Source organism: Mycobacterium sp. DL99 (genome assembly GCF_004762045.1).
Lineage (GTDB): Bacteria > Actinomycetota > Actinomycetes > Mycobacteriales > Mycobacteriaceae > Mycobacterium.
On the sequence record NZ_SJOM01000007.1, the window covers coordinates 1,188,635 to 1,212,806 of the forward strand.

Below are 24,172 nucleotides of genomic sequence, written 5' to 3' on the forward strand. Positions count from 1 at the left end.
TCTGGCGGTCCTCAGCATTCCCATACCGAGCACAGCTGAGGGTTCATCGCGGCGAACACATCTTCGTCGGCAGGCGCCTGCCACTGCGCTGCGGGTGTTCCCGTGGACCACACGCTCAGTTCGGTCACCGTGCTTCCGACGACTGCCAGGTACATGTGCGCCGTTACGTTCTTGTCCGGCAGCCGAATTTCGGCTGCCACTTGATTGCAGCCGCCGCGTTGCATGCTCGGGCAGAACTGCTTCGGGGTAGTCACGGTCAGTTGCGCCGTCGGCGATGTCGCCTGACATCCGGTCAGCGTGCCCTGCAGGGCGGTGAACGAAGCGTGCGCGGTCTGGCCCATGGTCCAGGGATCGCCGGGATAGTGCACGATCACCTGCTGAGCCGACCAGTTGTTGTCGCCACGATCGATCAAAGAGCGAGCGTTCTCGCCGCCACCGAGTTGCGTCGGTGTACCTGCGCAGAGGCTGTCGATCTGGAAAGTGTTGTTGCCCAGCGGTTGTGCCGAATCAGACAGATCGGGCCAGTGCTGAGAGTCGTTGAGTGGGAGGCGGTTGGAGTGGATCCACGCAGCCGTGGGTACGGACGTGGCGTGTGGAGCCGTCGTCGACACCGGGCTGGCCGCGGGACTCGTCGCGGGGTGCACCATGCCGGTGGCCGAGGAGGCATCGGGGCTGGGTGTCCCGGCAACCGGGGTGTTCTGACATGCCGTCAGGCCCGCCACCACGGCGCCCGCGGTGAGGACGATCGAGACTGCGCGCGTGAGCTTCACCAATTCTCCTGTCATCGGTCAGTACCCCTGATGGGTGCCGGGGTTTGTCTGCGGAATCTTCGCCCGGATGTCGGATCCGTCGGGATTCACGCCGTACTCCCCGACCAGATAGTTCATCGACGCGGCGATGTTGGCGGCCGGATCGTAGATGTTGTTCGACGTTCCAGGCTGGTGGTACTGGGCGAAGGTTCCTGGAACACACTGGGCGAGCCCGCGGGAGCAGCCGTTGCCGTAGCCATCGGACACGTTGTAGGTCGAGTTCGGTGGTTTCGAGTTGACGTCCCAGTCATTGATCGACATGGGGTTGTACGAGGATTCGTGTTCCGTCAGGGTCAGGTAGGCGTCCATCCATCGTTGCCGGGCCGCCGGATCGGTGACGCCGCGCTGATCCAGCGCCTGGTTGATGTAGTTACGGGTGGCGTCCTGACCCGATGGCCAGGACCCTTTGTCGTAGGTCACCTGATCCACCGGGATGGCCTCTGGCCCCTGTTTGCCGGCCGGCGGGGGAGTGGTGCCGTCGCCTCCGTCGCCGGGCTCATCGGTGCCGTCACCGGCCTTCTTCACATCCTTGCCGAGCTGGGCGTCGGTTTTCTCGTATGTGTCGGCCGCCGAGTTCAGATTGGTCGAGAGTTTGGCGTACTGGTCGGCGACCCGCCGGCATGCGGAGTCCACGGCTGTCCCGGCCTGCTGGCAGGCGTCACCGCTGTTCAGGCCGGGAAGCTGAGCGGGAAGTGCGGAGAACTGCAGCTCTGTGCCGGTGCTGGCGCTGTTGGTGCCCAGGTGGTCGAAATCGCCGGCGGCCGACCGGAGGGCGGCGGGATTCACGCGCAGCGGCGAGGTCATATCGGAAGCCTAACGGCGCTTGGGAGCCCGTCATGACACGAATTCCGTTGCGGCAGAGCCGCTGTGAAGTATCTGTGGGTTTCCTGCGGAGCGGTGCGGGGTGTTGCCTTCGGGTGTCCGGCAGGTGCGCTGTGTCCCGGTCCGATCGCCGGGTTCCTGTTCAGACCCGCCAATATGTTCCGGCCGGAACCTCGGGTAGGCATGATTGACGGCACATCGAACGAGGGGGCTGGAATGTCCGGTGACATGGAAGACGCGAAACTCATCCCACTCGAGGTCCTGCTGGGCCAGCCGGAACGGGCCGCGGCACAGATATCGCCGGACGGCACGCGGTTGTCCTACATCGCCCCGCTCGAGGGCGTGTTGAACGTGTTCGTCGGTGACTCCGGGTCGGGTAATGACAAACCGGTCACCCGCGACACCGACCGCGGGATACAGGGCTACTTCTGGGCGCATGACAATCGCCACCTCATGTACATCCGGGACAAGGACGGCAGCGAGAACTTCCGGCTGTTCGATGTCGACCTGCAGACCGGAGTCGAGCGCGACCTGACGCCGATCGATGATGTGCAATGTCGACTCATCGCTCACCGCAAGCGATTTCCCAACGATGTGCTGGTGGGCATCAACAAGGACAACCCGCAGCTGCACGATGTGTATCACCTCGATCTGAGCACGGGCGAGTTGCGAAAGATCGTCGAGAACCCCGGCTATCTCGGCTGGGTGGTCGACGATGACCTGAAGGTGCGCGGCGCGGCCGCCCCGACCCCCGACGGCGGCCTGATCATCGTGGTTCGTGACGACGAGACGTCGCCGTGGCGGACACTGTTGGAGGTCGGACCGGAGGATGCGGAAACCACCGGCCCCGTTGGCTTCACGAAGGACGGCCGGTCGATGTATCTGCAGTCCTCGGTCGGCTCGAACACCAGCCGCCTGGTCAGGATGGGTATCGAATCGGGCGCGACCGAGGTGATCGCCGAAGATCCCACCTACGACATCAGCGGCGTGATCATCCATCCCGACACCCGGGAAGTCCAGGGCGTGACGGTGTACGGCGAGCGGCTGGAATACCGGATCTTCGACGAGTCGATTCGTGGCGACGTCGAGGCACTCGAGCAGCTGCATCCGGGCGAGCTGGTGATCAGCGACCGCGACGATGACGACAGCACCTGGCTCGTCGCGTTCGACCAAGACTGCGGGCCGGTGAAGTTCTATCGCTGGGACCGTGGTTCGCAAACGGCGACCTTCCTGTTCGATCACCGGCCAGAGCTCAACGACTACCCGCTGGTGCCGATGGAACCGTTCAGCTACACCGCCCGCGACGGCCTGACGATCCACGGCTACCTGTCGTTCCCGCCGGGGGTGGACCGCAAGGATCTACCCGCCGTCCTCGACGTGCACGGCGGGCCGTGGGGCCGTGTCGGCTGGGGCCTCGATCCCGAGGCGCAGTGGCTGGCCAACCGTGGTTACCTCTGTGTGCAGGTGAACTTCCGCGGCTCCAGCGGCTATGGCAAGGATTTCCTCAACGCCGGCAACCATGAGTGGGCCGCCAAAATGCACGAGGACCTGTTGGACGCCATCGATCACCTGGTCGGGCAGGGGATCGTCGACCGGGATCGGGTGGCGATCTACGGCGGCTCGTATGGCGGGTATGCGGCGTTGGTCGGTGCGACCTTCACACCCGAGGTGTTCAGGTGCGCGATCTCGATGGTCGGCCCGTCCAATCTGAACACTCTCATCGAGTCGTTCCCCGAGTACTGGAAGCCGATGATCATGCTGTGGCACAAGCGAGTTGGCGAGGACCCGGACTTCCTGTGGTCCCGGTCGCCGCTGTCGCGGGTGGATGCCATCCGGATTCCGATCCTGATCGGTCAGGGCGAGAACGATCCGCGGGTGAAGCGGGCGGAGTCCGAGCAGATCGTGGCGGCAATGGAAGAACGCGGCCTCGACTACGAGTATGCGATGTACGAGAACGAGGGCCACGGTTTCGTCAAACCCGAGAACCGCCTTGACTTCTACCACCGGGCCGACCGATTCCTGGCCAAGCATCTCGGCGGTCGCGCCGAGTGAGTGCCGCCTGGTAGGGAGTGTGCGGCCGTCCCTCGACGCTACGACGAGCTTGTCGGGAAACTGTCCCTGCCAATCCCGGTAATGACAGGGACTGGCTGGCGGCCCAATCGGCGGAATCGGCGACGGATGGCGGGCGGTTGTTGGGTCTATCGACAACAAACCCCTGTTGAGAGGACTGTCCAATGGCGATCATCCGTTTTCACGAGACAACCACCGCAACACCCGAACAGTTCATCGCCGGGCTCACCGATTTCGGGCCCGGTCGATCGAAGCTCTTCAAGAACAGCGCCGATGGCTACCTGAAGGTGCACAGCCTGGGGCTCCATGAGGCTGACGTAACGGAGGGCTCGGGCGGTATCTGGGAACGTCTGCATTACGACTGGTCGCATCCGCAGTACGTGAAGCTCACCACCATCGACTCCAATCTGTTCGGTGGCGCTTCGGGTCATACCTACACGCTGACACCACAACCTGACGGCACGACTCAGATCGACGCTGTGCTCGTGCGCGAGGGCAAGAATCTCAGAGGACGAATTGTCGCGGGAGTTCTCGGCACAGTGGGAAAGCGCTCGCTGGCCAAGGCGTTCAGTAGCAGCGTCAAGGCGATCGAGGCTCGCGCGGCCGTCCAGAGCTGAGCGGCGATCCGTATCGCCGTCGCGGTAGTCATTGCGCGAGGCCAGGGCGTCGTCGCTTTCCTTGCACCGACAACGCCGTCATGGTGGCAGCATCATGAGTTGGGGATGACGCTCTGGACACCGAACCACCCCGAGATCGGGATCCGACTGAAGGGGCAGCAGGATGATGGCAACGATGCGGTCTGTCGTCGCCGAGACGGTCGGCGAACCGTCCGAGGTGCTGCGTCTACAGGCCCGCCCAATTCCGAAGCCCGGTCCCGGCCAAGTTCGGATCCGGGTGGCCGCGGTGCCTGTCGAGGCCAGCGATCTGCACACGATCCGCGGCCGATACGGATTCACCCCGGAGTTCCCGGCGGTGCCCGGCATCGAATCTGTCGGTGAGATCGACGAAATCGGCAGCGACACAGAAGGTCTGACCGTCGGGCAACGTGTCGTGACGATCGGGGTCACCGGCACGTGGCAGGAGTACATCGTTGCCGATGCCGAGCGGGTGTTGCCAATTCCCGCGAGCCTGAGCACGTCCACGGCCGCGCAGCTTCTCAGCAATCCGCTCACCGCCGTGATCTTGACCAGTGACGTGCTCGACGTCCGGCCGGGTGAATGGCTGCTGCAGACGGCGGCCGGATCAACCGTTGGTCAGTTGGTCATCCAACTCGGGACACACGTCGGCTTCAAGACCCTCAATGTGGTGCGGCGTCGATCCGCCGTCGAGGACATTCTCGCGTTGGGTGGCACCGCGGTGATCTGCACCGAGGACGAGGACCTGCGTGAGCGCGTGGCCGACATAGCGGGCGAGGGTGGGGTGTCCAAAGCGATCGACTGTGTCAGCGGTCAGGTGGGTGCGGACGTGTCGCGGGCTCTGGCACCGCACGGCGAGCTGGTCGTCTACGGTGCACTGTCCACGCACCGCCAGACCGACCCCGCCAAACTCACCATCCCGATTTTCGCGCGTTCACTGATTTACGAAACCAAGTCCGTTCGGGGGTTCTGGCTGTTCCGCTGGTTCACCGAGACCCCGAAAGACCGGATGGCCGCGACGATCGACCGGACGGTCCAACTCGCGGCCGGCGGGGCCCTGCGGGTTCCGGAGGGCCAGCCGATTCCGGTCGAAAAGTTCAGCGATGCTGTCCATCTGGCCGAAGCTCCCGAGCACGGAGGCAAGCCGTTGCTGGTGTTCGAGCCGTAGCGCAGATCCGGCGGGCAAACATGCTCCCGTTGACGACGCGCCAACTGCACTGCACCGTAGCGTGATTCGATGAGGGTCGGGTTATCTCAGTGCTCGAACCACATCTATGCCGCACGTGCGAACAGATAATGCCGCGCCCGGTGAGCGCCGTTCTGGTCCATCACGGGCTCATCCCCGCTGGACAGCAACGTCCAGCCGTCGCTGAAACGTCGTTGCACCTCATCGAACCCGATGCCGGGTACGCCCATCGACGCTCCCGGGATGAACGCCACGATCAGCAGTTGTGTACCGGGGGGCGGCTACCGCGCTGACTTCCCGGACGTAGGCATCGCGGTCGGCGGCGTTCATGCCGTGCAGGCATCCGCTGTCGATGATCAGCTGGAACCCCGTCCCGAAGCCTGATGAACTCAGTTGTGTCACATCGGCTTTGACGAAACACGCGGGCAGGCCCTCAGCCTTGGCCCGAGCCTTCTTCAGCGGTTTGGCCACATAGTCCACACCGGTGACCCGCCAACCGTGTCGGGCCAGGTACACCGCGTTGTCCCCGGTCCCGCAGCCCAGATCGAGCGCGGTCCCGGGGGGCAACGATGTTCTCTCGACCAGATCGGTCAGGCTGTGCGCCAACGGGTGGCCGTCCCAGGGCGTGACCCCGAGCCGGTAGAGCCACCGGAACACCCGTTGGCGCGAGCTCATGGCGTCACAGCGCCCCCAGGTCAGAGGACAGCCAGTGCTCGGGCTTGAAGAACACCGCGACGCTCTCACCGTGCTCACTGCGGGCGAACTCCAGATACGGCTCCACCTTCTCGGGAGCCAGGTAGCGCTTGGTCATCTCGACGAGCTGCTCGTCGGTGCCCGGTTCGATGCGGGAGACCGCACCGTCGACGGCGACGTAACGCACCGTCGGTTCCAGCCGCTCGACCATCAGCGTCGCGTGCCCGGCCGCCTCGATCAGCCGGTGCTTGCGTGATCCCACCCCGGTCAGGACCCACGGCTCCCCACCAGGGCTGTACTGGTACCAGATCGGGACGGTCAGCGGACCGCGCTTGTCGCCCGCGTACACCGAGAGGGCGGCGATGTGCGGCTCGGCCAGAAACTGTTCGCGTTCTTCTTTGGAAAGGGCCATAAAACTCAGGCTAGCGCCGTGCCACGACACGCGTCGGCGTCGTAGAGTCGGCATTCATGCGCTTCGGACTCTTCATCCCGCAGGGCTGGCGCCTTGACCTCGTCGACATTCCCATCGAAAGCCAGTGGCAGGTGATGCGTGACCTGGCGACCTACGCCGACGCAGGCACCTGGGACTCGCTGTGGGTCTATGACCACTTCCACACCGTTCCGGTGCCGACCGACGAGGCCACCCACGAGGCGTGGTCGCTGATGGCGGCGTATGCCGCGACGACGTCGCGGATCAAGCTCGGCCAGATGTGTACCGCGATGAGCTACCGCAATCCGGTCTACCTGGCCAAGATCGCCGCCACCACCGACATCATCTCGGGCGGCCGGGTGCAGATGGGTATCGGCGGCGGTTGGTACGAACACGAATGGCGGGCCTACGGCTACGGTTTCCCGTCGGCCGGGGTGCGGCTGGGCCGGCTCGACGAGGGCGTCCAGATCATGCGTGATGCATGGCGTGACGGGCGGGTCAGCTTCGAGGGCAGGCACTACCAGGTCGACGGTGCGATCGTCGCTCCGAAGCCTTTGCAGGACAGTGGCATCCCGTTGTGGATCGCCGGCGGCGGCGAAAAGGTGACGCTGCGTATCGCCGCCAAGTATGCGCAGTACACCAACTTCACCTCTGAGCCGGCGGGCTTTGCCCACAAGTCACAGGTGTTGGCCGACCATTGCCGCGACGTGGGAACCGACTACGGCGCGATCGTGCGATCAGCCAACTTCAACGCCGTCATCGGCGACTCGGAAGCCGACGTCGCCGAGCGGGTCGCGCGGTTGCGGGCACGGCAGGTGCCGGTGGCCGGTGAGGCGACCGTCGATGCCATGCTCGCCAACGTCACCGCCCCCGAATCGGCAAGCGGTACACCCGAACAGGTCATCGAGAAGCTCCAGAGGATGCGCGACCTCGGGTGTGAGTACGCGATTCTGTACTTCCCGGAGGCCGCCTACGACCGGTCCGGTATCGAACTGTTCGAGCAGAAGGTCATCCCCGCGCTCAGCTAGGCGTACCGACCACGGACGCCGCCCGCGCGCAAAGGCCGTCAAACGTACATCGGGTAACCGGTAGGTGACCAGAGGCGGTATTCCAGGTGAAACATGTGCGGTGGCTTTGAATCGCGAGCTGCTCCATGATCCCCTCGTGACGTTGATATCACGGGAGTTCGGGAGCGGGAGCATCTCTGCCTCGACAGTCGGGGCCGATACGGCCGCGGTGTGCAATCCCTTGCCGCGCGTGGTTTCCCGCGCGGCCGCCCCGGTTGCCTGTTCCAGGCCCGCGCACAGCGCTGACGTTGCACAATCGCGGCTGTTCGAGGACATTCTGGTCGGCGAAATCGCCGAGCTGCGAGACCATCTCGCGGCCGCCGAACTCCGGTGGCGACGCCTTCGGGAACGCAGTCGGGTGGCCGACGCGCCCGTGCCGGAAGCGCTGGTCCGGATGCACGCGCGCATCGCCGAGGCGGAGCGTCTGCTGGTCCAACTGCGGAGCCGGTTCGGCTACGACGGGGATTCACTCCGGGTGATTTAATCTCCCGGGCTGCTCGGGGGATTGACGTCGGCGCCGATCACGACGACGTCGCGCTCCACACCGGGCGCGACGAGCTGGCCGGCCAGGTACAGCCTGGAGACCTGCTTTCGTGCCTGCCGCTCCACGAACAGCGGGACGAAGTCACGTATCCGGCTCGTGGCGAACCGCCCATAAGCCAGCATGATGGCCGCGTGAATCGTCGCCGCCGTCACCTCGGGAAATTCCGAGGTCAGTCGGCGCTCCATCTCGGTTAATGCCGCCTGCTCGCTGACTTCGATCATCGATATTGATGATGAGTCAGCGATCAGCCCGGCGTCAACAATTGCCTGTGCCACCTCTGATAACTCGCGCGACGAGCGGTATCAGCACACGGCGCTGACCGGCGCCGTCGCCTCAGTCGGGCACCGCCGACACCTGGTAGTGCACGATTCGCCAGCCCACGTCGCCCTGGGTGACCAGGACGCTGAGGTTAAGGGGGACGACCGTCCCGTCAGGGCGGGTGAAATCCGCACGTAGATAACCGAGTATCACGTTGTCGGCGGGCCGACGGGTTTCATTGATCCGGTAGTCGACGGTCAGCCCCACCGGCTGGGAGTCGTAGTAATCGAACACCCCTTGCGGACCGACGGTGTAGGGGTGCAGGCCCTGGAAGATCGCGTCGTCGGTGAACACCTCGGCCACCCGCTGGGGCTCCTGGTCGGCGATGCCGGCCTGCCACACGTCGAGGACGTCTCGGAGAATCCGCCCGGTGTTCTCAATGCCCGGCACTTTGACCTCCGTCGACGTGCAGGATCTCACCGGTGACGAACCCGGCCCGCTCCAAGTACAGCACCGCGTCGACCACATCGTCGATGTCGCCCATGTGGCCGACCGGATGCAGCGCCGAGAGGAATTCGTGGGTCTCGGGCGAGTGCATCGGGGTGCGGATGATGCCCAGTGCGACGGCGTTGGACCGGATGCCCCGCGACGCGTACTCGACTGCCAGCGCCTTGGTTGCGGCGTTCAGCCCGCCCTTGGTCAGGGACGCCAGCACCGAGGGCACCTGGGAGTTGGCGTGGTCGACGAGGCTCGTGGAGATGGTGACCACGTGTCCGCCTTCGCCGTGGGATTCGATCGCGGCGATTCCGGCGCGGGTCAGTTCGAAGAAGCCGCGCTGATTGACTCCGGTGACGGCGTCGTAGTCCTCGTCGGTGTAGTCGGTGAAGGGCTTGGCGATGAAGATGCCGGCGTTGTTCACGACGGTGTCGACCCGGCCGAAGCGCTCGACGGCCGCGTCGATCACCTGCTTGCCTACGCCCGGTCGGCCGATGTCGCCCGGCACGGTCAGCACCATCGGGTCGTCGCTCTCACCGATGTTGCGGGAGTTGGCGACGACGGCGTAGCCCAGCTTGCGGTAGCCCGCCACCAGGGCTTCGCCGATGCCCTGGGAGGCGCCGGTGATGACTGCGACGTGTGGTGTGGTGCTCATGACGGTGGTCTCCTTGTCTTGGAACTGGTCGGACGCACACCTCAACGCATTCGCCGGGCCGGTGATGTCCGGCCGATGTGACGGGATAGCTCGTTGCTGCGAGGTTCCGCCTAATAGGCTCGTTCAGTGGAACTGCGCCAGTTGCGGTACTTCGTGACCGTCGCCGAGGAGCTGAATTTCGGGCGCGCGGCAGAGCGCCTGCGGATCGCGGGCCCGTCGCTGTCCCAGCAGATCAAAGCGCTGGAACGCGACCTCAAGGTGCAGCTGTTCGACCGTGACCGGCGCTCGGTGGCACTCACTGCGGCCGGGAGCGCACTGCTGCCCGGCGCTCGGGCCTTGATTCAGCAGGCCGACGAATTGCGCAGGAGCGCAGCGGGGATGGCGACGAAGGAACCGGTGCGGGTCGGGTACGTGAACTGGTGTCCGGGTGATCTGGCGGAGCGCGCGGCCGGACTGGCGCAGCTGCGGGTGGACACCTGGGTGATGCCGTCGCACACCCAGGCGGCCCGCGTCGCCGACGGCAGCCTGGACCTCGCGATCTGCTGGGTGCAGACCCCCGACCTCGATGCGTTGGGACTCGACGCCCGCCTGATGGGCGTCGACCGGTTGTACGCCTTGTCCGCGGGGCCGGACGATACGCCGGTGAAAGCCGCCGACGTCCTGGTGCTGGTGGATGCCGACGCCGCCAGCTGGTCCTCGTGGAACCGGTACGGCGAGCAGTTCGCGGCCGACACCGGGGCGCGCGTCATGCGCACCGACGACGGCGGCGTGACCGGGCCGACCTTCTTCGAGCACGTCCGGGAATTGCGGCGGCCGGTGCTCAACAACCCCAAGGGGCAGGACGCGCCGTTGCCGAAGGACCTGGTCCGGCGTCCGGTGCTGGGGCCGGTCCCGCTGTGGACCTGGTCATTGGTCTGGCGCCGCGACGAGGACAGTCCGGCTGTGCGCGCCGTGATCGACGCGTTCACCCGCGGTGTCGGGGACCTCGGTATCGGTGACACCGGAGCGTGGTTGCCCGCTGACGACCCGTATCGAGATCGCGGCGAAGGCGGCGAGTAACACCACGACCGCCCCGGCCGCCAAGGCGGTCCGAAACCCGTTGTGCACGAACGGTGACACCGCGACCGGTCCGATGATCTGGCCGACGGAGTAGCCGGCGGTCAGCAGCGCGACAGCTCCCGGGAACTGCAGCAGCCGGCCGGCGGCCAGTGCCAGCGTGCTGATCCCGATGAACGTACCGCCGAACAGGACCGCGCCGATGAGCGCCGCAAGGCCGTTTCCGATGCACGCCAGGCCGATTCCGCCTGCCTGCAACAGCAGTGCCCCGGTGAGTAGAACGGGGTGGGAGTAGCGGGAGCTCAGCCGTGCCCACACCGCGGCGGAGGGGATTGCCGCCAGTCCGACGACGAGCCACGCCCCGGTGCCCAGCCGGCCCGGCGAGTTCTGCGCGATGGCGGCCACCAGAAAGGTGCCCGCGATGATGTACCCGATGCCCTCGAGGGTGTAACTGCCGAACAGTAGGGCGAACGGGCGGCGCGTGGTATTCCGCTTGCCGACAGTATCTTTCGATGCCTCAGCCGGCGGGGCCGGGCGCAGGCCCCACGCGGCGGCACCCAACACCGCGGTGAGTCCGGCGGCCAGCCACCACGCCGCCTTCCACCCGTTCTGCGCCGGCAGACCGAACACCAGCGCGGCCGACAAGGCGATGCCGACGCCGACACCACCGAATGCCCAGCCGGGTAGGTGCGGCGGATGACCGTGCAGATGATCCAGCACCGTATTGATGGCGATGACGAACACCAGGGCGCTGGCCACCCCGGCCACCACGCGGAGAGCCATCCAACCGAAGACATTGCCGGTCAACGACATTGCCGCCAGGCTGACCACCAGCACCACGAGCGACACTCGGCATGCGGTGATCGAACGGGACAGCCGTGGCGAGCCCGCGCCGGCGACTGCGCCGAGGAGGTACCCGACATAGTTGGCGGTGGCAAGATGGCCCGCCGCTGAGGTGCTGAGCGCGGCATGCGCCGTCATCAGCGGCAGGATCGGGGTGTATGCGAAACGTCCGATCCCCATCGCGGCAGCCAGGATCGCGGCGGTGCGCACGACGTGCATCCAGGGGTGATTGCGCATCGATCCATGGTGTGCGGGGCAGGGCAGACCTGCCACGACCGAATGGCTTGTAGCTGTGAGGTGCTTCCTCCCAGTCGTTTCTGACCCGATGCCCTCCGTGCGCGTTACGCTCCGGGTGACCCTGGGAGCCACTCATGACTGATGCATTTGTGCTCGGCGGTGTTCGCACACCTTTCGCCCGGTACGGCAGCTCGTTGTCACACATCCGTGCCGATGACCTGCTCGGAATGACCATGAAAGGCGCGTGCGAACGCGTCGGCGTACCGATGGACCAGGTCGAGGACATCGTCGCAGGCTGCGTCAACCCCGCCCACGAGGGCATGGGCGATGTCGGCCGGTGGGCCGCGCTGGCAGCGGGCTTCCCCGACACAGTCGCCGGGGCGACCATCAACAGGTTCTGCGCCTCGTCGCTGAGCGCCACGATCAACGTGGCGCACGCGATCCGAGCCGGTGACCTGGGCGTCGGGATGGCATGCGGTGTCGAGTCCATGTCACGTTCGGGCTGGGCCTACATGAAGGGCGACGCACCGTTCTCGCCGCGCGGGCCGGTGATCCTGCTCGACACCATGTGGGCGGGTGCCGGCGGTCCGCCCAACCCGGCGCTGCTGGCCCGCAACGCCTACATCGGCATGATCGAGACCGCGCAGAACGTGGCCGACCGTTACGGACTCACCCGTGAGGAGATCGACGCCTTCGCGCTGCGCAGCCAGCAGCACGCCAAGGCAGCGCGGGACTCCGGCCGGCTGGCCAAGGAGATCATGCCGGTCGAGATCGCCGCGACGAAGAAGGCGCCGGGCCGGACGTTCGAGCACGACGAGTTCATCCGCGACGACACCACCGCCGAGCAACTGGCCAAGCTGCCGCCGCAACCCGGGACCAAACAGATGACGGCGGCCAACTCGACTCCGCTGACCGACGGCGCCAGCGCCGTGCTGCTGGCGTCGGGCGAGCGGGCCGCCGAACTGGGGGTCCGGCCGCTGGCGCGGGTGGTGTCGTCAGCCGTGTACGGCATCGACCCGCTGGTAATGGGCCTCGCCCCGGCCTGGGCGATACCGCTGGCCATCAAGCGGGCCGGGTTGACGCCCGAGCAGATCGACGTGTGGGAGGTCCACGAGGCGTTCAGCGCCCAGGCACTCGGCGTGCTGCGTGAACTGCCCAACCAGCTCGGCGGGTTCACCGTCCCGGATGACAAGCTCACTCCGAACGGGGGCGCCGTCGCGATCGGGCATCCATTCGGTGCCACCGGCACGCGGTATGTGCTCACGCTCGCCACCGAACTGCGCGAGCGCAACGCCCGCTACGGCGTCGTCGGCGTGTGCGTCGGGTCGGGGCAGGGCGTCGCCGTTGTCCTCGAGAACCCCGCCGCCGGCTGACATCTGACCGTCCGATTCGGCCGCTCTGTCTGTGAGAGACCTTCGAAAATGCTGTGTCGAACGGATTTTCGTTGGAAGGCAGCGAGTTGGGCCGACGTTGGCGGATACTCAGGTCGTCTCCCTGCCGAGGCTCGCTGGAGGCGGATATGACCTACATGGGAAAGCCCTACTACCCGGAGTGGCTGGACAACCTGGCCGAGGACGTCACGCTGGAGGCCGCCGCGATGGACGGCACCGCTCACGGTGCCGAGTCGGTGCGGGCCATCGTGGATGCCGCGCGAAGGCACTACGACGACCAGCAATTCGCCCACGCCGGTCCGTGCGGGGAAGACAGATTCATCGAGGACTACTCCAGCAGTGTCCGGGGCGTGCCCACCTACGTGATCGTGCAGGTCACATTCAATGCGGCCGGGCAGACACAACACATCGTGGTGAATCACCGGCCGCGTAGCGCGCTGCTGGGCTTCTCCCGACTGATGCTCGAACATTTCGCAGGAACCCCGCTGGCCAAACATTGGGAAGGCACCCCGTAGAACATGGCTGAACGCTTGTATCTGGTCACGGGCGCAGGTGGCGGCACCGGCGGCGTGAGCCGGCAGGTGATCGAGCTTCTACGCCAACGCGGGCACCGGGTCCGCGCGGTGGTCCATCACGATGACGCCCGTGCCGACCCGCTACGCGATATGGGGGCTGAAGTCGTGGTCGGTGACCTGACCGACCCGCAGAACGTCGCCGAAGCGATGGCCGGTGCCGACCGGATGTTCTTCTCGATGGGTGTGTCCCCGGACTACCTGCAGGCCACGGTCATCGTCTGCGATGCCGCACTGGAATACGGCCGCCTGGAGGTGGTCGTGAACATGTCGCAGATGACCGTTTCCCAGATGACGGCGACCAGTGTCGGGGAGTCTCGTCAACATCGATTGCACTACCTCGCCGAGCACGTCTTGAACTGGTCGGGCGTACCGGTGGTGCACATCAGACCGACAGCCTTTCTGGACAACCCGCTCTTCACCTCGTTCGCGGCGCCTTCGCTTCGTGACCGAAACCTGTTGGCCCTCCCGCTCGGAACCGGTCGAACCTCACCGATCGCCAGCAACGATGTGGCACGAGTGGTTGCCGCCGTGCTTCTCGATCCTGATCACCGCATCGGCGACGTGTACGAGTTGACCGGCCCGGTAAGCCTTAATATCGACGGGCTGGCCGCCGAATACACGCTCGGGCTGGGAAGGCCGATACACGGTTCCGACATAGCGTACGAAACATGGATGGAAACCGTCATCAAGCCGTTGGGCTTGCCCGCACACCTCGAACAGCACTTGGCCACAATGGCGCAACTGCACCGAGCCGGGCGCTACGACCGGGCCACCGACGAGGTCGAACGGATCACCGGGCAACCCGCGACCACCGTTGGCCAGTTTGTCGCCCAGCGCCCCGAGCTGTTCTCGTGAGTGTCAAGTGAAGTGGATATCGCTCAGATCGATAGCGACCATGAGCTCATCGGGCATGAGCTGTCCGGCCGAATCGCACCGGTACGCACGACGTTTCGTCGGAACCTTGATGCCGTCCACGTCGGCGAGGTCGTCGACGTACTGGACGGCCGAGAATCCGCCGGCCACGTCGACCCGGTAGTCGTGCCGCCTGATGAGCCGGTGGTCGTCGAAGTAGAACTCCTGCACCGGACTGTGGGTGGCGATGTGAGGTGGAAAGGAGACGCGCAGACCACGCCACGTCTCGCCGTCGTGCTCGACGGGTGCGATCTCGTCGACCGTGATGCCGGGCAAGCTCAGCAGGAACGGTGTGGTCAGATAAGTCCGCAGTGCGTAGCCGTTGAAGTAGGCGCGCTGCAGTGGATTCCACGGAGTTTCGAGTTCGTGGCCGGCGAATGAGTCTCGCGGACTGGGCAACTCGGCCACTATGCGGCCGTCCAGCTTCTCGATGGCGACGCGATCGGCGGTGAAGTCGGTCTTCTGGTCGGGTGCACCGAACGGCTGGACCGAGGCCCACTGGCGATCCAGGGCGACGGTCATTCGGCGCGGAGTGTCGTCCTGGGGCTGGCCTTTGAGCGTCCAGAGTTTGCCTCCGGTCACGATCGTCGCCTCCACCCGGGAAAACTCGTTCCAGCGGGTCAGGCCACCATGGGCGTCGAGAACTTCGGCAAGCAGATCGGTCATCTCAAACCTCGTCACTTCGGTGGGAACAGGGTGATCGCCGCACCCCACAGCGCACCCGGATTGATCCGGTCGGGGTGCCGGGCCAGCATCCCGGCGTAGAAATCGTGTGCGCCGGTAGATGATTCGACCAAATTGCGCGCATCGGTGAGGTAGCGACGGGTGGCGTCGATCTGAGACGGGTCGTCTGGCGCGTCGGGATTCTTGTGGCCGGCTATCACCGTCGTCGGCCGCAGAGCCTCGGCAATGTCCAGTGCCGCGAGCCATTGGTCAACGCCCTTCACGCCGCCCGACTCCGTGAGATACAGATGCACACCGTTGTAGACCACGTCGCCGGCGACAAGGAGCCCGGCGCTCGGCACGTGCAGCATGGTGGTGGCGTCGGTGTCGGTGTGCCCGACCTCGACGGGACGTAGTTGCTCGCCTTCGAGTTCGAACCCGGCTTCGTCGACGATGCCGACCTCGACATCTCCGGTCGGCAGCTCACCGGGAAACACCTTGTCCCAGAAGCCGGTCCGGAACTCCGGCGAGTTCTGCGCGGCCATGTGCGCTGCTGTGCCCGCCGTGGCATAGACCGCTAGGCCCGGACACCGCCTCAGCAGCGGGATTGCGCCGAACCAGTGGTCGCCGTGCCCGTGCGTGATGTAGATCCCGGTCAGTCGTCGGCCGGACGCCTCGACCCAGTCGCCGACCTCGGCCGCCTGCGCGGTGGTCAGGGGCGGATCGACGAGCACAGCGTCCCGGGAACCTGTGATCAGCGTCGACGAGATCGGCGACCACATCCGCCGGCTGCCGTCGGGCAGTGGGCCGCGGCCCGACTGCGGAATCTGGCCGGTGACAAAAACCCGGTGCGTCAGCGCGCTCATCATGCCTCCTTGAGGAAATGTGTTGACGGGATCGCCCCGGCGAGGCGGTCACGGATCTCGGCGGAGAACCGCAGTACGGCGCCCAGCGGCCGGTGGTGGATCGCGGCGGCGACGATGCGTCCCTCGGCATCACGTTCCAGGATCGTGATACCCCGGATCGCCATCCCACCGAAAGCCGTTGCCCGCCATTGGACGTAGCTGGTGGGGCCATTTGTGGTCTCGGCCGTGAACTCCAGCGTCTCGTAGATCGAGCTCGCGACGCCGAGCACGGTCGCGACGGCTTCCCGACCGGCGACAGGTTCGACGAGGGTCGTGGCGTCGAGCACCACGTCATCGGCGAAGGTGTCGGCGAAGCTCGCCCGCGACTGCTCGGCGAACGCCTGACGCCAGCCCGCGGCAGTCGCACCACCGGCGATCTCGTCGGCGAACGCCACGATGGCGGCTGCGACCTGGTCGGCGAACTCGACATGAACCCAGTGCCCGCCGCCGTCGATCACCCGTTCACGGGCCTGCGGGAAGCGCGGGGTGATCGTCGCGACGAGGTCGGCGGTGACGAAGGTGTCCTCGCTGCCCCGGATCACCAGTACGGGTCCGGTGTAATCACTGATCGACGATGCGTCCGGCACGCCGTCATTCCAGACGTCCACATAACGGCTCACCACATCCGGTCGTGCCGACTCTCCGGCGCGGGTCAATCGGTCGAGCTGGTCGTCCGTAAGGGCCGGGGACAGGTTGGACCGGGCCGCGCGCTGTGCGGCGGGATCGCCGCCCAACGCCCGGAACGGCGCAAGGGCGTCGGCGGGAAGCCGGGTGCCGCCCAACGGGACCGGCGTGAGCAAGACCAGCCCGGTGACCTTCCCGGCGTGACCGGCGGCGACCAGTTCGGCAACCTGGGTGCCCAGGCTCTGCCCGACAACGATGACATCTGAGTCGACGCCGTCGAGGAGCTGGCCGGCCTCGGCAGCCAGCGCTCGCAAGGTCAGCTCCGGGTCGGCGGCACGAGCGCCGAAGCCCGGCAGCTGATAACGGATGACGTGCACGTCGTCGGGTAGTGCAGACACGAGGTCGTCCCAGACCTTGACGTCATCGAGAAAGCCGTGGACGAGAAGCACGGTGCTCATTTCGCGGCCGCCTTCGTCGCGCCGGACGGTGACCATGCGGCGGTGTCGATGGGTGAGAAGTCAGTTGCCTTGCCGTCCAACCGCTCGGCGCGCTGGACCGCCAACGTTTCGGCAAGGCCCTCTGGCAACGGGGTGGTGAAGATGTTGTCGACCATCGTGTACTCGCCCGCCAGGCGGCCGAATGCGTTGAGCGCGCCGACGTCGATGCGCCCGCGCGACAGGTACAGGTCGTCGCGCACGTGGATGCGCGTCACCCGGCCCCACACCACGTGGTCGGGCAGCGGCGGCATCGGGATGATGCGGTCCACGACGCACTCGAACGAGATCGGTGAGTCCGCGATGCGAGGCGCCGAGATGGTCTCCGATGGCGCCTTGGTCAGCCCCAGCGCATCGAATTCGTCTACCCCGGAGTCGAATTCGAAAGCGGATCGGTGTACGGCGTCGGCCTGAGCGATTGTGGCGACATTGACCACGAACTCGCCGGTGTCACGGATGTTGACGAAGGTGTCCTTGAGCGTGACGCCATCAGAGCGCGGCTGCAGCGAGATGGACAGGATCGGGGGCATCCGGCCGACGACGGTGAAGAACGAGACCGGCGCGATGTTGCCCACGCCCTCGGCCGAACTGGTGCTGACCCAGGCGATCGCACGGGGCAGGATGCTGCCGATGAGAAGCTTGTAGCTGGATGTGGGATCGAGGTCGTCCGCATCGATGATCATTTCAGGATTCCTTTCAGGACAGCAGGGCTACGGCGCTGTACCAGACCGGGCCGACATTGAGCCGGTCCGGGTAGAGCCGGGTCATGTAGTCGAAAAATTCGTGAGGACCGGGCTTTCCGGCGATCAGCCGCTGAGCGTCGAGCAGATAGTCGCGGGTCTCGGCGAGGATTGCCGGATCATCGGGGAGATCCTTGTTCTTGTGCCCGGCCACCACGGCGCGAGGCTGTAATGCCGAGATCGTGTTGAGCGCCTGCAGCCAGGACTTGATCCCGCCGTGGTCACTTTCCAGCAGGTACTGGTGCACGCCGTTGTAGGCGACGTCGCCGGCCACCACCAGCCCGATCGAGGGCACGTACAGCACCGTGGTGTCGTCGGTGTCGGTGTGTCCGACCTCGATGGGCACCAGGTGCTCGCCCTCCAACAACAGCCCGTCGTTCGGAACAGGTTGGTAGACAACCGGGCTTGGCGGGATCTGGCCAGGGAAGTCGACGTCCCACATCTGGGCACGGCCTTCGACGGCCTGCTCGTGCATCTTCGCGATGGTGCCCTCGGTGGCGTAGGCGACCGCGTCCGGGAACTGCCGCAGGAGCACGTCGGTGCCGAACCAGTGATCGCCATGACCGTGGGTGGCGTAGACGTATTTCAGTGTCCTGCCGGATTTCTCGACCCACTCGGCGGTACGACGTATCTGATCGTGAGTAAATGGCGGGTCTACGAGCACGGCATCGTGCTCACCCATGACGAGGGTGGAGGCCACCGGCGAGGACACGATGGGGCTGCCGTCGGGCAGTCGCTGTTCGCGATGGCGAGGCAGGCCGTCGTGGACCATTACCTCATAGCGCAGTGCGGTCATGATGTTTCCCTTCACAATTCGGATTTGGTGAGGTATTTGGTGAACCAGTCCCGGGCCGCACCCGCGGCCTGGTCGAACTTGCCGAGGTAGGGGTCGAAGTGCCCGCCGGGAATGGTCACGAGTTTCTTCGGCTCCAGTGCCCGCTCGCAGGCGGCCAGCGCCAGGTCGGTGACGGTGATGGTGTCCTGCAGGCCGACGATCATCAGCAGTGGCGTGGGGGATACCCGGTCGATCCAGGTGCCCGGCTCATACATCCGCGCTGCGCGTGACGAGCGGACCGTCATGCTGTTGTGCCATGCGTTCTCCGGCGTCGTCGGCTGGGTGTAGAACGCAATGGCATCGGCGGATCGGTAGGCGGCCGGGATCGCGGGATCGCTACCCACCACCGCCTGCAGCGCCGGCGGCTCGCCGCGGAATTGGGCCCGGTCGTCCTCGATGAACCCGGCTTGCAGATTTGCGACCTGATCGGGCGGCACGCGGCGCAGGCTCTGCTGGTAGCCGCTGATGGTGGGCACCTGCGCGACGACTGCCCGCAATCTGCGATCGGTTGCACCGAGCACGATGGCGTGCCCGCCCGCGTAGCTCGTGCCCCACAGTCCGATCCGTTCCGGGTCGACGTCCGGCCGGCTCTCCAGGAAGGAGATGGCTCGCCGCCAGTCCGCGATCTGCGCCCAAGGGTCGACGTCGAAGCGGGGCGCACCGTCGCTGGCGCCGAAACCTCGGTGGTCATGCACCAGCACCACGAACCCCGCCTCGGCGAAGAAGCGGGCGAACCGCTCCAGGCCGTGCTCCTTCACCCCGGCGAATCCGTGCGCCATGGTGATGCCCGGATACGGGCCCGGTCCATCCGGCTGGAACAGCCATCCGCGCAGCGTTACAGCGCCTTCGCCGGCGAACTCGATGTCGTGTCGTTCAGCCATGGGTCCACCCTGCGACCGACGGAGACCGGGTGGGAACGCCACGTTGATCCTGGTATCGGCGGGGACAGGCTTACGCTCGACAGGTGGCGGCGAAGAACAATGCCCTCGGCGATTACCTTCGGTCGCGGCGCGAGCAGATCCGTCCAGAGGACGTCGGCCTGCTCGGCGGTGCGCGCCGGCGGGTCGCCGGGCTGCGCCGTGAGGAGTTGGCCTTGGTGGCCGGTATCAGTTCCGACTACTACCTGCGGCTCGAGCAGGGCCGTGACAAGAATCCGTCCGCGCAGGTGCTCGAAGCGCTCGCGCGGGCGCTGCAATTGGACATCAAGGGCACCGAGTATCTCCACCAGCTCGCCGGGCAGACCGGAACTCATTGGGAGCAAGGTGATCTGGAGAAAGCCGTCGACGGGCTAGACGAGCTGATCGATCAGTTCCCGATGCCGGCGATCGTCGCGAACAGGTATCAGGATGTACTGGCGGCAAATCCGGTTGCCAGAGCCCTCGCGCCGGCGTTCCGGCCCGGAGAGAATTTCTTGAGATGGCGGCTGCTCGAGCCGGCTGCGCGCGACTTCTTCGTGGATTGGGATGAGGCAACCGACATCGCGGTCAGTGGGTTACGCGAGGTCGCGGGCAGCTATCCCGACGACCCGCGGCTGCGTCAGATGATCGACGAACTGTCATCTGTCAGTGAGCGATTCCGTGAGCTGTGGGCGCGCGCCGATGTCGGGTACCGGCCGGGGATCACCCATGTGCGTCATCCGCGGGTGGGTGAGCTATACCTGCACCGCAATCGCCTGCATGTGCCGCACTCAGGTGGGCAGCACCTGATCATCTTCCGGGCGGACCCCGGGAGCGACTCGGCGCGGGCACTCGACGAGCTCCGCTCGGGATAGTCGCTCAACCTGCCCCTGCCGCTCCCAGGATTGGCGGGGTGTCCCCAGCCGGTTCACGGTCGCGCCACGGTGGAGAAGTCCATCGAACCGGCGCAACGGAGGAACCGACATGGGAACCACTTTGGGATCTACCCGGATTCGGCACACGGATTTCCTGTTCCAGCACCACGAGGAGTTCGCTGCCGGCACCGCCGCCTTCCTCGATGCGGCGTAACCGAAACTCACCCCGCCCGACCATCAAAGGAGCTGACCAGAAATGAAACTGCTCGACGAAGTCATCGCCGCCCACGGGGGATTGGATCGCTGGAAGGAGATCGACTCCATCCGCATTCACCAGATCATCGGAGGCGGCCTGTGGAAGCTCAAGGGTGTCGACGGCATCCTCGACGACTCGATCGTCGAGATCCGCCCCAAAGAGCAACATGCCTGGCACAGCCCGCTGCCACGCCCGGGTTTCCGCTCGTCGTACAGCCCACAGCAGGTGCTGATCGAAACCGAGGAGGAGTCGCCGAGGGTCGTAGAGACCCTGACGTCGCCTCGCGAATCTTTCGCCGGGCACACACTCGAGACACCGTGGACGCACCTTCAACTGGCCTATTTCGCCGGCTATGCGATGTGGACCTACCTGTCCGAGCCGTACTCTCTGACGTTCCCAGGTGTCCACACCGAGGAACTCGGCGAATGGCGCGAGGACGGGGAGACCTGGCGCCGACTGGGTGTGCGTTATCCCGACAGCATCGCCACGCACAGCTCCGATCAAACCCTCTATGTCGATTCGGACGGACTGATCCGCCGCCGCGACTACGACGTGGATATCGCCGGCGATTCACCGGCCGCGCACTACTCCCGTAACCATCTGATGGTCGACGGCATCGTGTTGCCGATGAACCGCATCGTCTATGTCCGCGACGATGCCGGGCAACCGCTGCGCGACATGGTCACCGTGACAATCGACATCAATGACGTCACGGTCACCTGAGATTCACTGCGCCTGATTCACTCGGGCTTCCTCCGGGGCCGCCGTGGATTCGCCGTGAGCGGCCGCCGGAGGTGGCACGATCTGAGGGTATGGAGAAGATCTCGCTCACCGCGATTGCACGTCAGCAGTTGGCCTCAGCCCGCACGGCCAGCAGCGGACGGAGTGCGCACACGGTCTACGGCGGCCATGAACACCAGCTGCGCCAGACCCTGATCGCGCTGACCGAGGGAAACGGACTCGACGAGCATGAGAGCCCGGGCGAAGCCACGCTGCAGGTGATCGAGGGCAGGGTGAAGCTGGCCAACTCCGAGGCCAGCTGGGAAGGTTCGCCCGGCGATCACATCGTTATCCCGCGGACCCGGCACAGCCTGCATGCACTCGAGGATTCGGTGGTGCTGCTGACCGTCGTCAAGGCCATGGGGCCGCACACCTGAGACTGGTGCTGCGTGTCAGCGATGGCTCAGCACATTGACCACGTTGCCCGCCCCGTCGGCGAAGAAGAACCGCCGGACACCCCACTCCTCGTCGCTCAGGGGATGCACGATCTCCAGCCCCGCCTCGACCACGGCCGCATACGTGGCGTCGACATCGTCGACTTCGATCGAAACCGACGGATTCACCGGTGCGGTGGCGTCCTTCGTCATCAGACTCAGCTGATGGCGGTGCTCCGCATCGGCCAGGGTGATGATCCAGCCGTGGTTCATCACCTCGGCCAACCCGAGCGTCCGGGTGTACACGGCGGCGGTCGCCTCGGCGTCGGACACCGTGAGCACGGGCATCACCCGCCGCACTGTCATATCGCGGGGCCCAACAGGTCGTCGGCGTCCTTGATGACGTAGCCGTAGCCCTGCTCGGCCAGGAAGCGTTGCCGGTGGGCGGCGTACTCGGCGTCCAACGAATCGCGCGAGACCACGGAGTAGAACACCGCACCGCCGCCGCTGGCCTTGGGTCGCAACAGCCGGCCCAAACGCTGCGCCTCTTCCTGGCGGGAGCCGAAGGTGCCTGAAACCTGAACGGCGACAGACGCTTCCGGCAGGTCGATGGAGAAGTTCGCCACCTTGCTGACCACCAGCGTGGAGATCTCGCCGCGGCGGAACGCGTCGAACAGGGCCTCGCGTTCGGCGTTCTTCGTCGACCCCTGGATCACCGGGGCGTCCAGTTCCTGGCCCAGCTCCTCCAGCTGATCCAGGTAGGCGCCGATCACCAGCGTCGGCTCGCCGGGGTGGCGTTCCAGGATCGAGCGCACCACCGCGATCTTGGTGTGCACTGTCGAGCACAGCTTGTAGCGTTCCTCGGGCTCGGCGGTGGCGTAGAGCATTCGCTCGTTGTCGGTCATCGTCACCCGCACCTCGACGCATTCCGCGGGGGCGATCCAGCCCTGGGCCTCGATGTCCTTCCAGGGCGCGTCGTAGCGCTTGGGCCCGATCAGTGAGAACACGTCACCCTCGCGGCCGTCCTCGCGGATCAGCGTCGCCGTCAGCCCCAGCCGCCGCCGGGACTGCAGATCGGCGGTCATCCGGAACACCGGGGCCGGCAGCAGATGAACCTCGTCGTAGATGATCAGCCCCCAGTCGCGGCTGTCGAACAGCTCCAGATGCTTGTACTCGCCCTTGGTCCGGCGGGTGATCACCTGGTACGTCGCGATGGTGACCGGCCGGATCTCCTTCTTCTCGCCCGAGTACTCGCCGATCTCGTCCTCGGTCAGGGAGGTACGGGCCACCAGTTCGCGCTTCCACTGCCGTCCGGCCACGGTGTTGGTGACCAGGATCAGCGTCGTCGCGCCGGCCTTGGCCATCGCGGCCGCGCCGACCAGGGTTTTACCGGCGCCGCAGGGCAGCACCACCACGCCGGAGCCCCCGGCCCAGAACGAGTCGGTTGCCATCTGCTGGTAGTCGCGCAGTTCCCAGCCGTCCTGGGCCAGTTCGATCGGATGGGCCTCACCGTCGACGTAGCCGGCGAGGTCCTCGGCCGGCCAGCCGATCTTGAGCAGCATCTGCTTGATGTGGCCGCGCTCGCTGTTGTGCACGATCACGGTGTCGTCGTCGATGCGCGCGCCCAGCATGGGGGCGATCTTCTTGTGTCGCAGCACCTCCGTGAGCACCGCGCGATCCAGGCTCACCAGGATCAGGCCGTGCACAGGACTCTTCACCAGCTGCAGGCGTCCGTAGCGGCCCATGGTGTCGACGATGTCGACCAGCAGCGGCTGCGGCACCGGGTAACGCGAGAAGCTGACCAGGGCATCGACCACCTGCTCGGCGTCGTGTCCGGCCGCGCGGGCGTTCCACAGCGCCAGTGGGGTGATGCGGTAGGTGTGCACGTGCTCGGGGGCGCGTTCGAGTTCGGCGAACGGCGCGATGGCGGCGCGGGCCGCCCCGGCCTGCTCGTGGTCGACCTCGAGCAGCACCGTTTTGTCGGACTGCACAATCAGCGGGCCGTCAGTCATTTCGTCCATTATTCCGAATGGCTCGGCCCGGCCGCGCGCC

The 24,172-nt window shown here is 66.0% G+C and carries 26 protein-coding genes and 2 pseudogenes; 12 read left to right on the forward strand and 16 right to left on the reverse strand.

Annotated features, from left to right (window positions below; genetic code table 11):
* Positions 1-11 precede the first annotated feature (11 nt).
* Together EYZ64_RS05965 and EYZ64_RS05970 are read right to left on the reverse strand one after the other, a co-directional pair.
* Entirely contained in the window at positions 12-770 is a 759-nt protein-coding gene (locus EYZ64_RS05965) for a hypothetical protein (RefSeq protein WP_135452647.1), read from the reverse strand.
* Between the two features lie 18 nt (positions 771-788).
* A complete protein-coding gene (locus tag EYZ64_RS05970) occupies positions 789-1,613 on the reverse strand; it encodes a type VII secretion target (RefSeq protein ID WP_135452648.1) in 825 nt (274 codons plus the stop codon).
* A 234-nt stretch (positions 1,614-1,847) separates the two neighbouring features.
* On the opposite strand from EYZ64_RS05970, the gene EYZ64_RS05975 reads away from it, so the two are divergent.
* The 3 genes from EYZ64_RS05975 to EYZ64_RS05985 all read left to right on the forward strand — a co-directional run bounded on the left by EYZ64_RS05975 (position 1,848) and on the right by EYZ64_RS05985 (position 5,504).
* Positions 1,848-3,683, forward strand: a complete 1,836-nt coding sequence (locus tag EYZ64_RS05975; protein ID WP_286174644.1) for a S9 family peptidase — start codon at positions 1,848-1,850, stop codon at positions 3,681-3,683.
* Between the two features lie 182 nt (positions 3,684-3,865).
* On the forward strand, positions 3,866-4,318 hold the full coding sequence (locus EYZ64_RS05980; protein WP_135452649.1) for a hypothetical protein: 453 nt from the start codon (positions 3,866-3,868) through the stop codon (positions 4,316-4,318).
* Between the two features lie 175 nt (positions 4,319-4,493).
* Positions 4,494-5,504 carry a zinc-dependent alcohol dehydrogenase family protein gene (locus tag EYZ64_RS05985; RefSeq protein ID WP_286174645.1) on the forward strand — a complete coding sequence of 337 codons (1,011 nt, stop codon included), beginning with the start codon at positions 4,494-4,496 and terminating at the stop codon, positions 5,502-5,504.
* Positions 5,505-5,608: 104 nt separating this feature from the next.
* Here EYZ64_RS05985 and EYZ64_RS05990 read toward each other — a convergent pair.
* Positions 5,609-6,197, reverse strand: a pseudogene (locus EYZ64_RS05990) (class I SAM-dependent methyltransferase).
* 4 nt (positions 6,198-6,201) lie between these two features.
* Positions 6,202-6,627, reverse strand: a complete 426-nt coding sequence (locus tag EYZ64_RS05995) for a pyridoxamine 5'-phosphate oxidase family protein (RefSeq protein WP_135452651.1) — start codon at positions 6,625-6,627, stop codon at positions 6,202-6,204.
* Positions 6,628-6,683: 56 nt separating this feature from the next.
* On the opposite strand from EYZ64_RS05995, the gene EYZ64_RS06000 reads away from it, so the two are divergent.
* Both EYZ64_RS06000 and EYZ64_RS06005 read left to right on the forward strand, forming a co-directional pair.
* Complete coding sequence (locus tag EYZ64_RS06000; protein WP_135452652.1) at positions 6,684-7,673, forward strand: LLM class F420-dependent oxidoreductase; 990 nt, start codon at positions 6,684-6,686, stop codon at positions 7,671-7,673.
* A gap of 136 nt (positions 7,674-7,809) precedes the next feature.
* Complete coding sequence (locus EYZ64_RS06005; protein ID WP_135452653.1) at positions 7,810-8,196, forward strand: hypothetical protein; 387 nt, start codon at positions 7,810-7,812, stop codon at positions 8,194-8,196.
* Here the strand turns inward: EYZ64_RS06005 and EYZ64_RS06010 are convergent.
* From EYZ64_RS06010 to EYZ64_RS06020, 3 genes are all read right to left on the reverse strand, one after another.
* Positions 8,193-8,477: a three-helix bundle dimerization domain-containing protein gene (locus tag EYZ64_RS06010; protein WP_210115474.1), complete on the reverse strand. Its 285-nt coding sequence runs from the start codon at positions 8,475-8,477 to the stop codon at positions 8,193-8,195. The two genes, EYZ64_RS06005 and EYZ64_RS06010, sit on opposite strands and share 4 nt — an antisense overlap.
* 112 nt (positions 8,478-8,589) lie before the next feature.
* The gene (locus tag EYZ64_RS06015) at positions 8,590-8,964 is read right to left on the reverse strand and encodes a YybH family protein (RefSeq protein WP_135452654.1); all 375 of its coding nucleotides are present in this window, start codon (positions 8,962-8,964) and stop codon (positions 8,590-8,592) included.
* Entirely contained in the window at positions 8,951-9,664 is a 714-nt protein-coding gene (locus tag EYZ64_RS06020) for an SDR family NAD(P)-dependent oxidoreductase (RefSeq protein ID WP_135452655.1), read from the reverse strand. The genes EYZ64_RS06015 and EYZ64_RS06020 overlap by 14 nt, the downstream gene beginning before the upstream one ends.
* 126 nt (positions 9,665-9,790) lie before the next feature.
* Here EYZ64_RS06020 and EYZ64_RS32325 point away from each other — a divergent pair, with 126 nt between their 5' ends.
* Positions 9,791-10,723 (forward strand): LysR family transcriptional regulator, encoded by a 933-nt coding sequence (locus EYZ64_RS32325; protein ID WP_135452656.1) that lies wholly within the window; start codon positions 9,791-9,793, stop codon positions 10,721-10,723.
* A 42-nt stretch (positions 10,724-10,765) separates the two neighbouring features.
* On the opposite strand, the pseudogene EYZ64_RS06030 reads toward EYZ64_RS32325, so the two are convergent.
* A pseudogene (locus EYZ64_RS06030) lies at positions 10,766-11,800 on the reverse strand (YbfB/YjiJ family MFS transporter); the annotation flags it as partial.
* A 134-nt stretch (positions 11,801-11,934) separates the two neighbouring features.
* Between EYZ64_RS06030 and EYZ64_RS06035 the strand changes: the two are divergent.
* From EYZ64_RS06035 to EYZ64_RS06045, 3 genes are all read left to right on the forward strand, one after another.
* Positions 11,935-13,173, forward strand: a complete 1,239-nt coding sequence (locus tag EYZ64_RS06035; protein ID WP_135452657.1) for a thiolase family protein — start codon at positions 11,935-11,937, stop codon at positions 13,171-13,173.
* A gap of 146 nt (positions 13,174-13,319) precedes the next feature.
* Positions 13,320-13,706: a hypothetical protein gene (locus EYZ64_RS06040; protein ID WP_135452658.1), complete on the forward strand. Its 387-nt coding sequence runs from the start codon at positions 13,320-13,322 to the stop codon at positions 13,704-13,706.
* Positions 13,707-13,709: 3 nt separating this feature from the next.
* Positions 13,710-14,621 (forward strand): NAD(P)H-binding protein, encoded by a 912-nt coding sequence (locus EYZ64_RS06045; protein ID WP_135452659.1) that lies wholly within the window; start codon positions 13,710-13,712, stop codon positions 14,619-14,621.
* Between the two features lie 3 nt (positions 14,622-14,624).
* Here the strand turns inward: EYZ64_RS06045 and EYZ64_RS06050 are convergent, their stop codons facing one another.
* From EYZ64_RS06050 to EYZ64_RS06075, 6 genes are read right to left on the reverse strand one after another with little or no spacing between them, the layout of a single operon-like run.
* On the reverse strand, positions 14,625-15,344 hold the full coding sequence (locus EYZ64_RS06050; RefSeq protein WP_135452660.1) for a hypothetical protein: 720 nt from the start codon (positions 15,342-15,344) through the stop codon (positions 14,625-14,627).
* An 11-nt stretch (positions 15,345-15,355) separates the two neighbouring features.
* Positions 15,356-16,207, reverse strand: coding sequence for an MBL fold metallo-hydrolase (locus tag EYZ64_RS06055; RefSeq protein WP_286174646.1), 852 nt, complete (start codon positions 16,205-16,207; stop codon positions 15,356-15,358).
* Entirely contained in the window at positions 16,207-17,328 is a 1,122-nt protein-coding gene (locus EYZ64_RS32330; protein WP_286174648.1) for an alpha/beta fold hydrolase, read from the reverse strand. Before EYZ64_RS32330 ends, EYZ64_RS06055 begins: the two co-directional genes overlap by 1 nt.
* A complete protein-coding gene (locus tag EYZ64_RS06065) occupies positions 17,325-18,047 on the reverse strand; it encodes a flavin reductase family protein (RefSeq protein WP_135452662.1) in 723 nt (240 codons plus the stop codon). Before EYZ64_RS06065 ends, EYZ64_RS32330 begins: the two co-directional genes overlap by 4 nt.
* 13 nt (positions 18,048-18,060) lie before the next feature.
* Positions 18,061-18,900: an MBL fold metallo-hydrolase gene (locus EYZ64_RS06070; protein WP_210115475.1), complete on the reverse strand. Its 840-nt coding sequence runs from the start codon at positions 18,898-18,900 to the stop codon at positions 18,061-18,063.
* Positions 18,901-18,911: 11 nt separating this feature from the next.
* Entirely contained in the window at positions 18,912-19,820 is a 909-nt protein-coding gene (locus tag EYZ64_RS06075) for an alpha/beta hydrolase (RefSeq protein WP_135452663.1), read from the reverse strand.
* Positions 19,821-19,903: 83 nt separating this feature from the next.
* Here EYZ64_RS06075 and EYZ64_RS06080 point away from each other — a divergent pair, with 83 nt between their 5' ends.
* From EYZ64_RS06080 to EYZ64_RS06090, 3 genes are all read left to right on the forward strand, one after another.
* Positions 19,904-20,710 carry a helix-turn-helix domain-containing protein gene (locus EYZ64_RS06080; RefSeq protein WP_135452664.1) on the forward strand — a complete coding sequence of 269 codons (807 nt, stop codon included), beginning with the start codon at positions 19,904-19,906 and terminating at the stop codon, positions 20,708-20,710.
* A 256-nt stretch (positions 20,711-20,966) separates the two neighbouring features.
* Positions 20,967-21,689: a hypothetical protein gene (locus tag EYZ64_RS06085; RefSeq protein WP_135452665.1), complete on the forward strand. Its 723-nt coding sequence runs from the start codon at positions 20,967-20,969 to the stop codon at positions 21,687-21,689.
* 89 nt (positions 21,690-21,778) lie between these two features.
* Positions 21,779-22,123: a cupin domain-containing protein gene (locus EYZ64_RS06090; protein WP_135452666.1), complete on the forward strand. Its 345-nt coding sequence runs from the start codon at positions 21,779-21,781 to the stop codon at positions 22,121-22,123.
* Positions 22,124-22,138: 15 nt separating this feature from the next.
* Here the strand turns inward: EYZ64_RS06090 and EYZ64_RS06095 are convergent, their stop codons facing one another.
* Both EYZ64_RS06095 and EYZ64_RS06100 read right to left on the reverse strand, forming a co-directional pair.
* The gene (locus tag EYZ64_RS06095; protein WP_135452667.1) at positions 22,139-22,486 is read right to left on the reverse strand and encodes a VOC family protein; all 348 of its coding nucleotides are present in this window, start codon (positions 22,484-22,486) and stop codon (positions 22,139-22,141) included.
* Positions 22,483-24,132, reverse strand: a complete 1,650-nt coding sequence (locus tag EYZ64_RS06100; protein WP_135452668.1) for a DNA repair helicase XPB — start codon at positions 24,130-24,132, stop codon at positions 22,483-22,485. The genes EYZ64_RS06095 and EYZ64_RS06100 overlap by 4 nt, the downstream gene beginning before the upstream one ends.
* Positions 24,133-24,172: the final 40 nt, after the last annotated feature.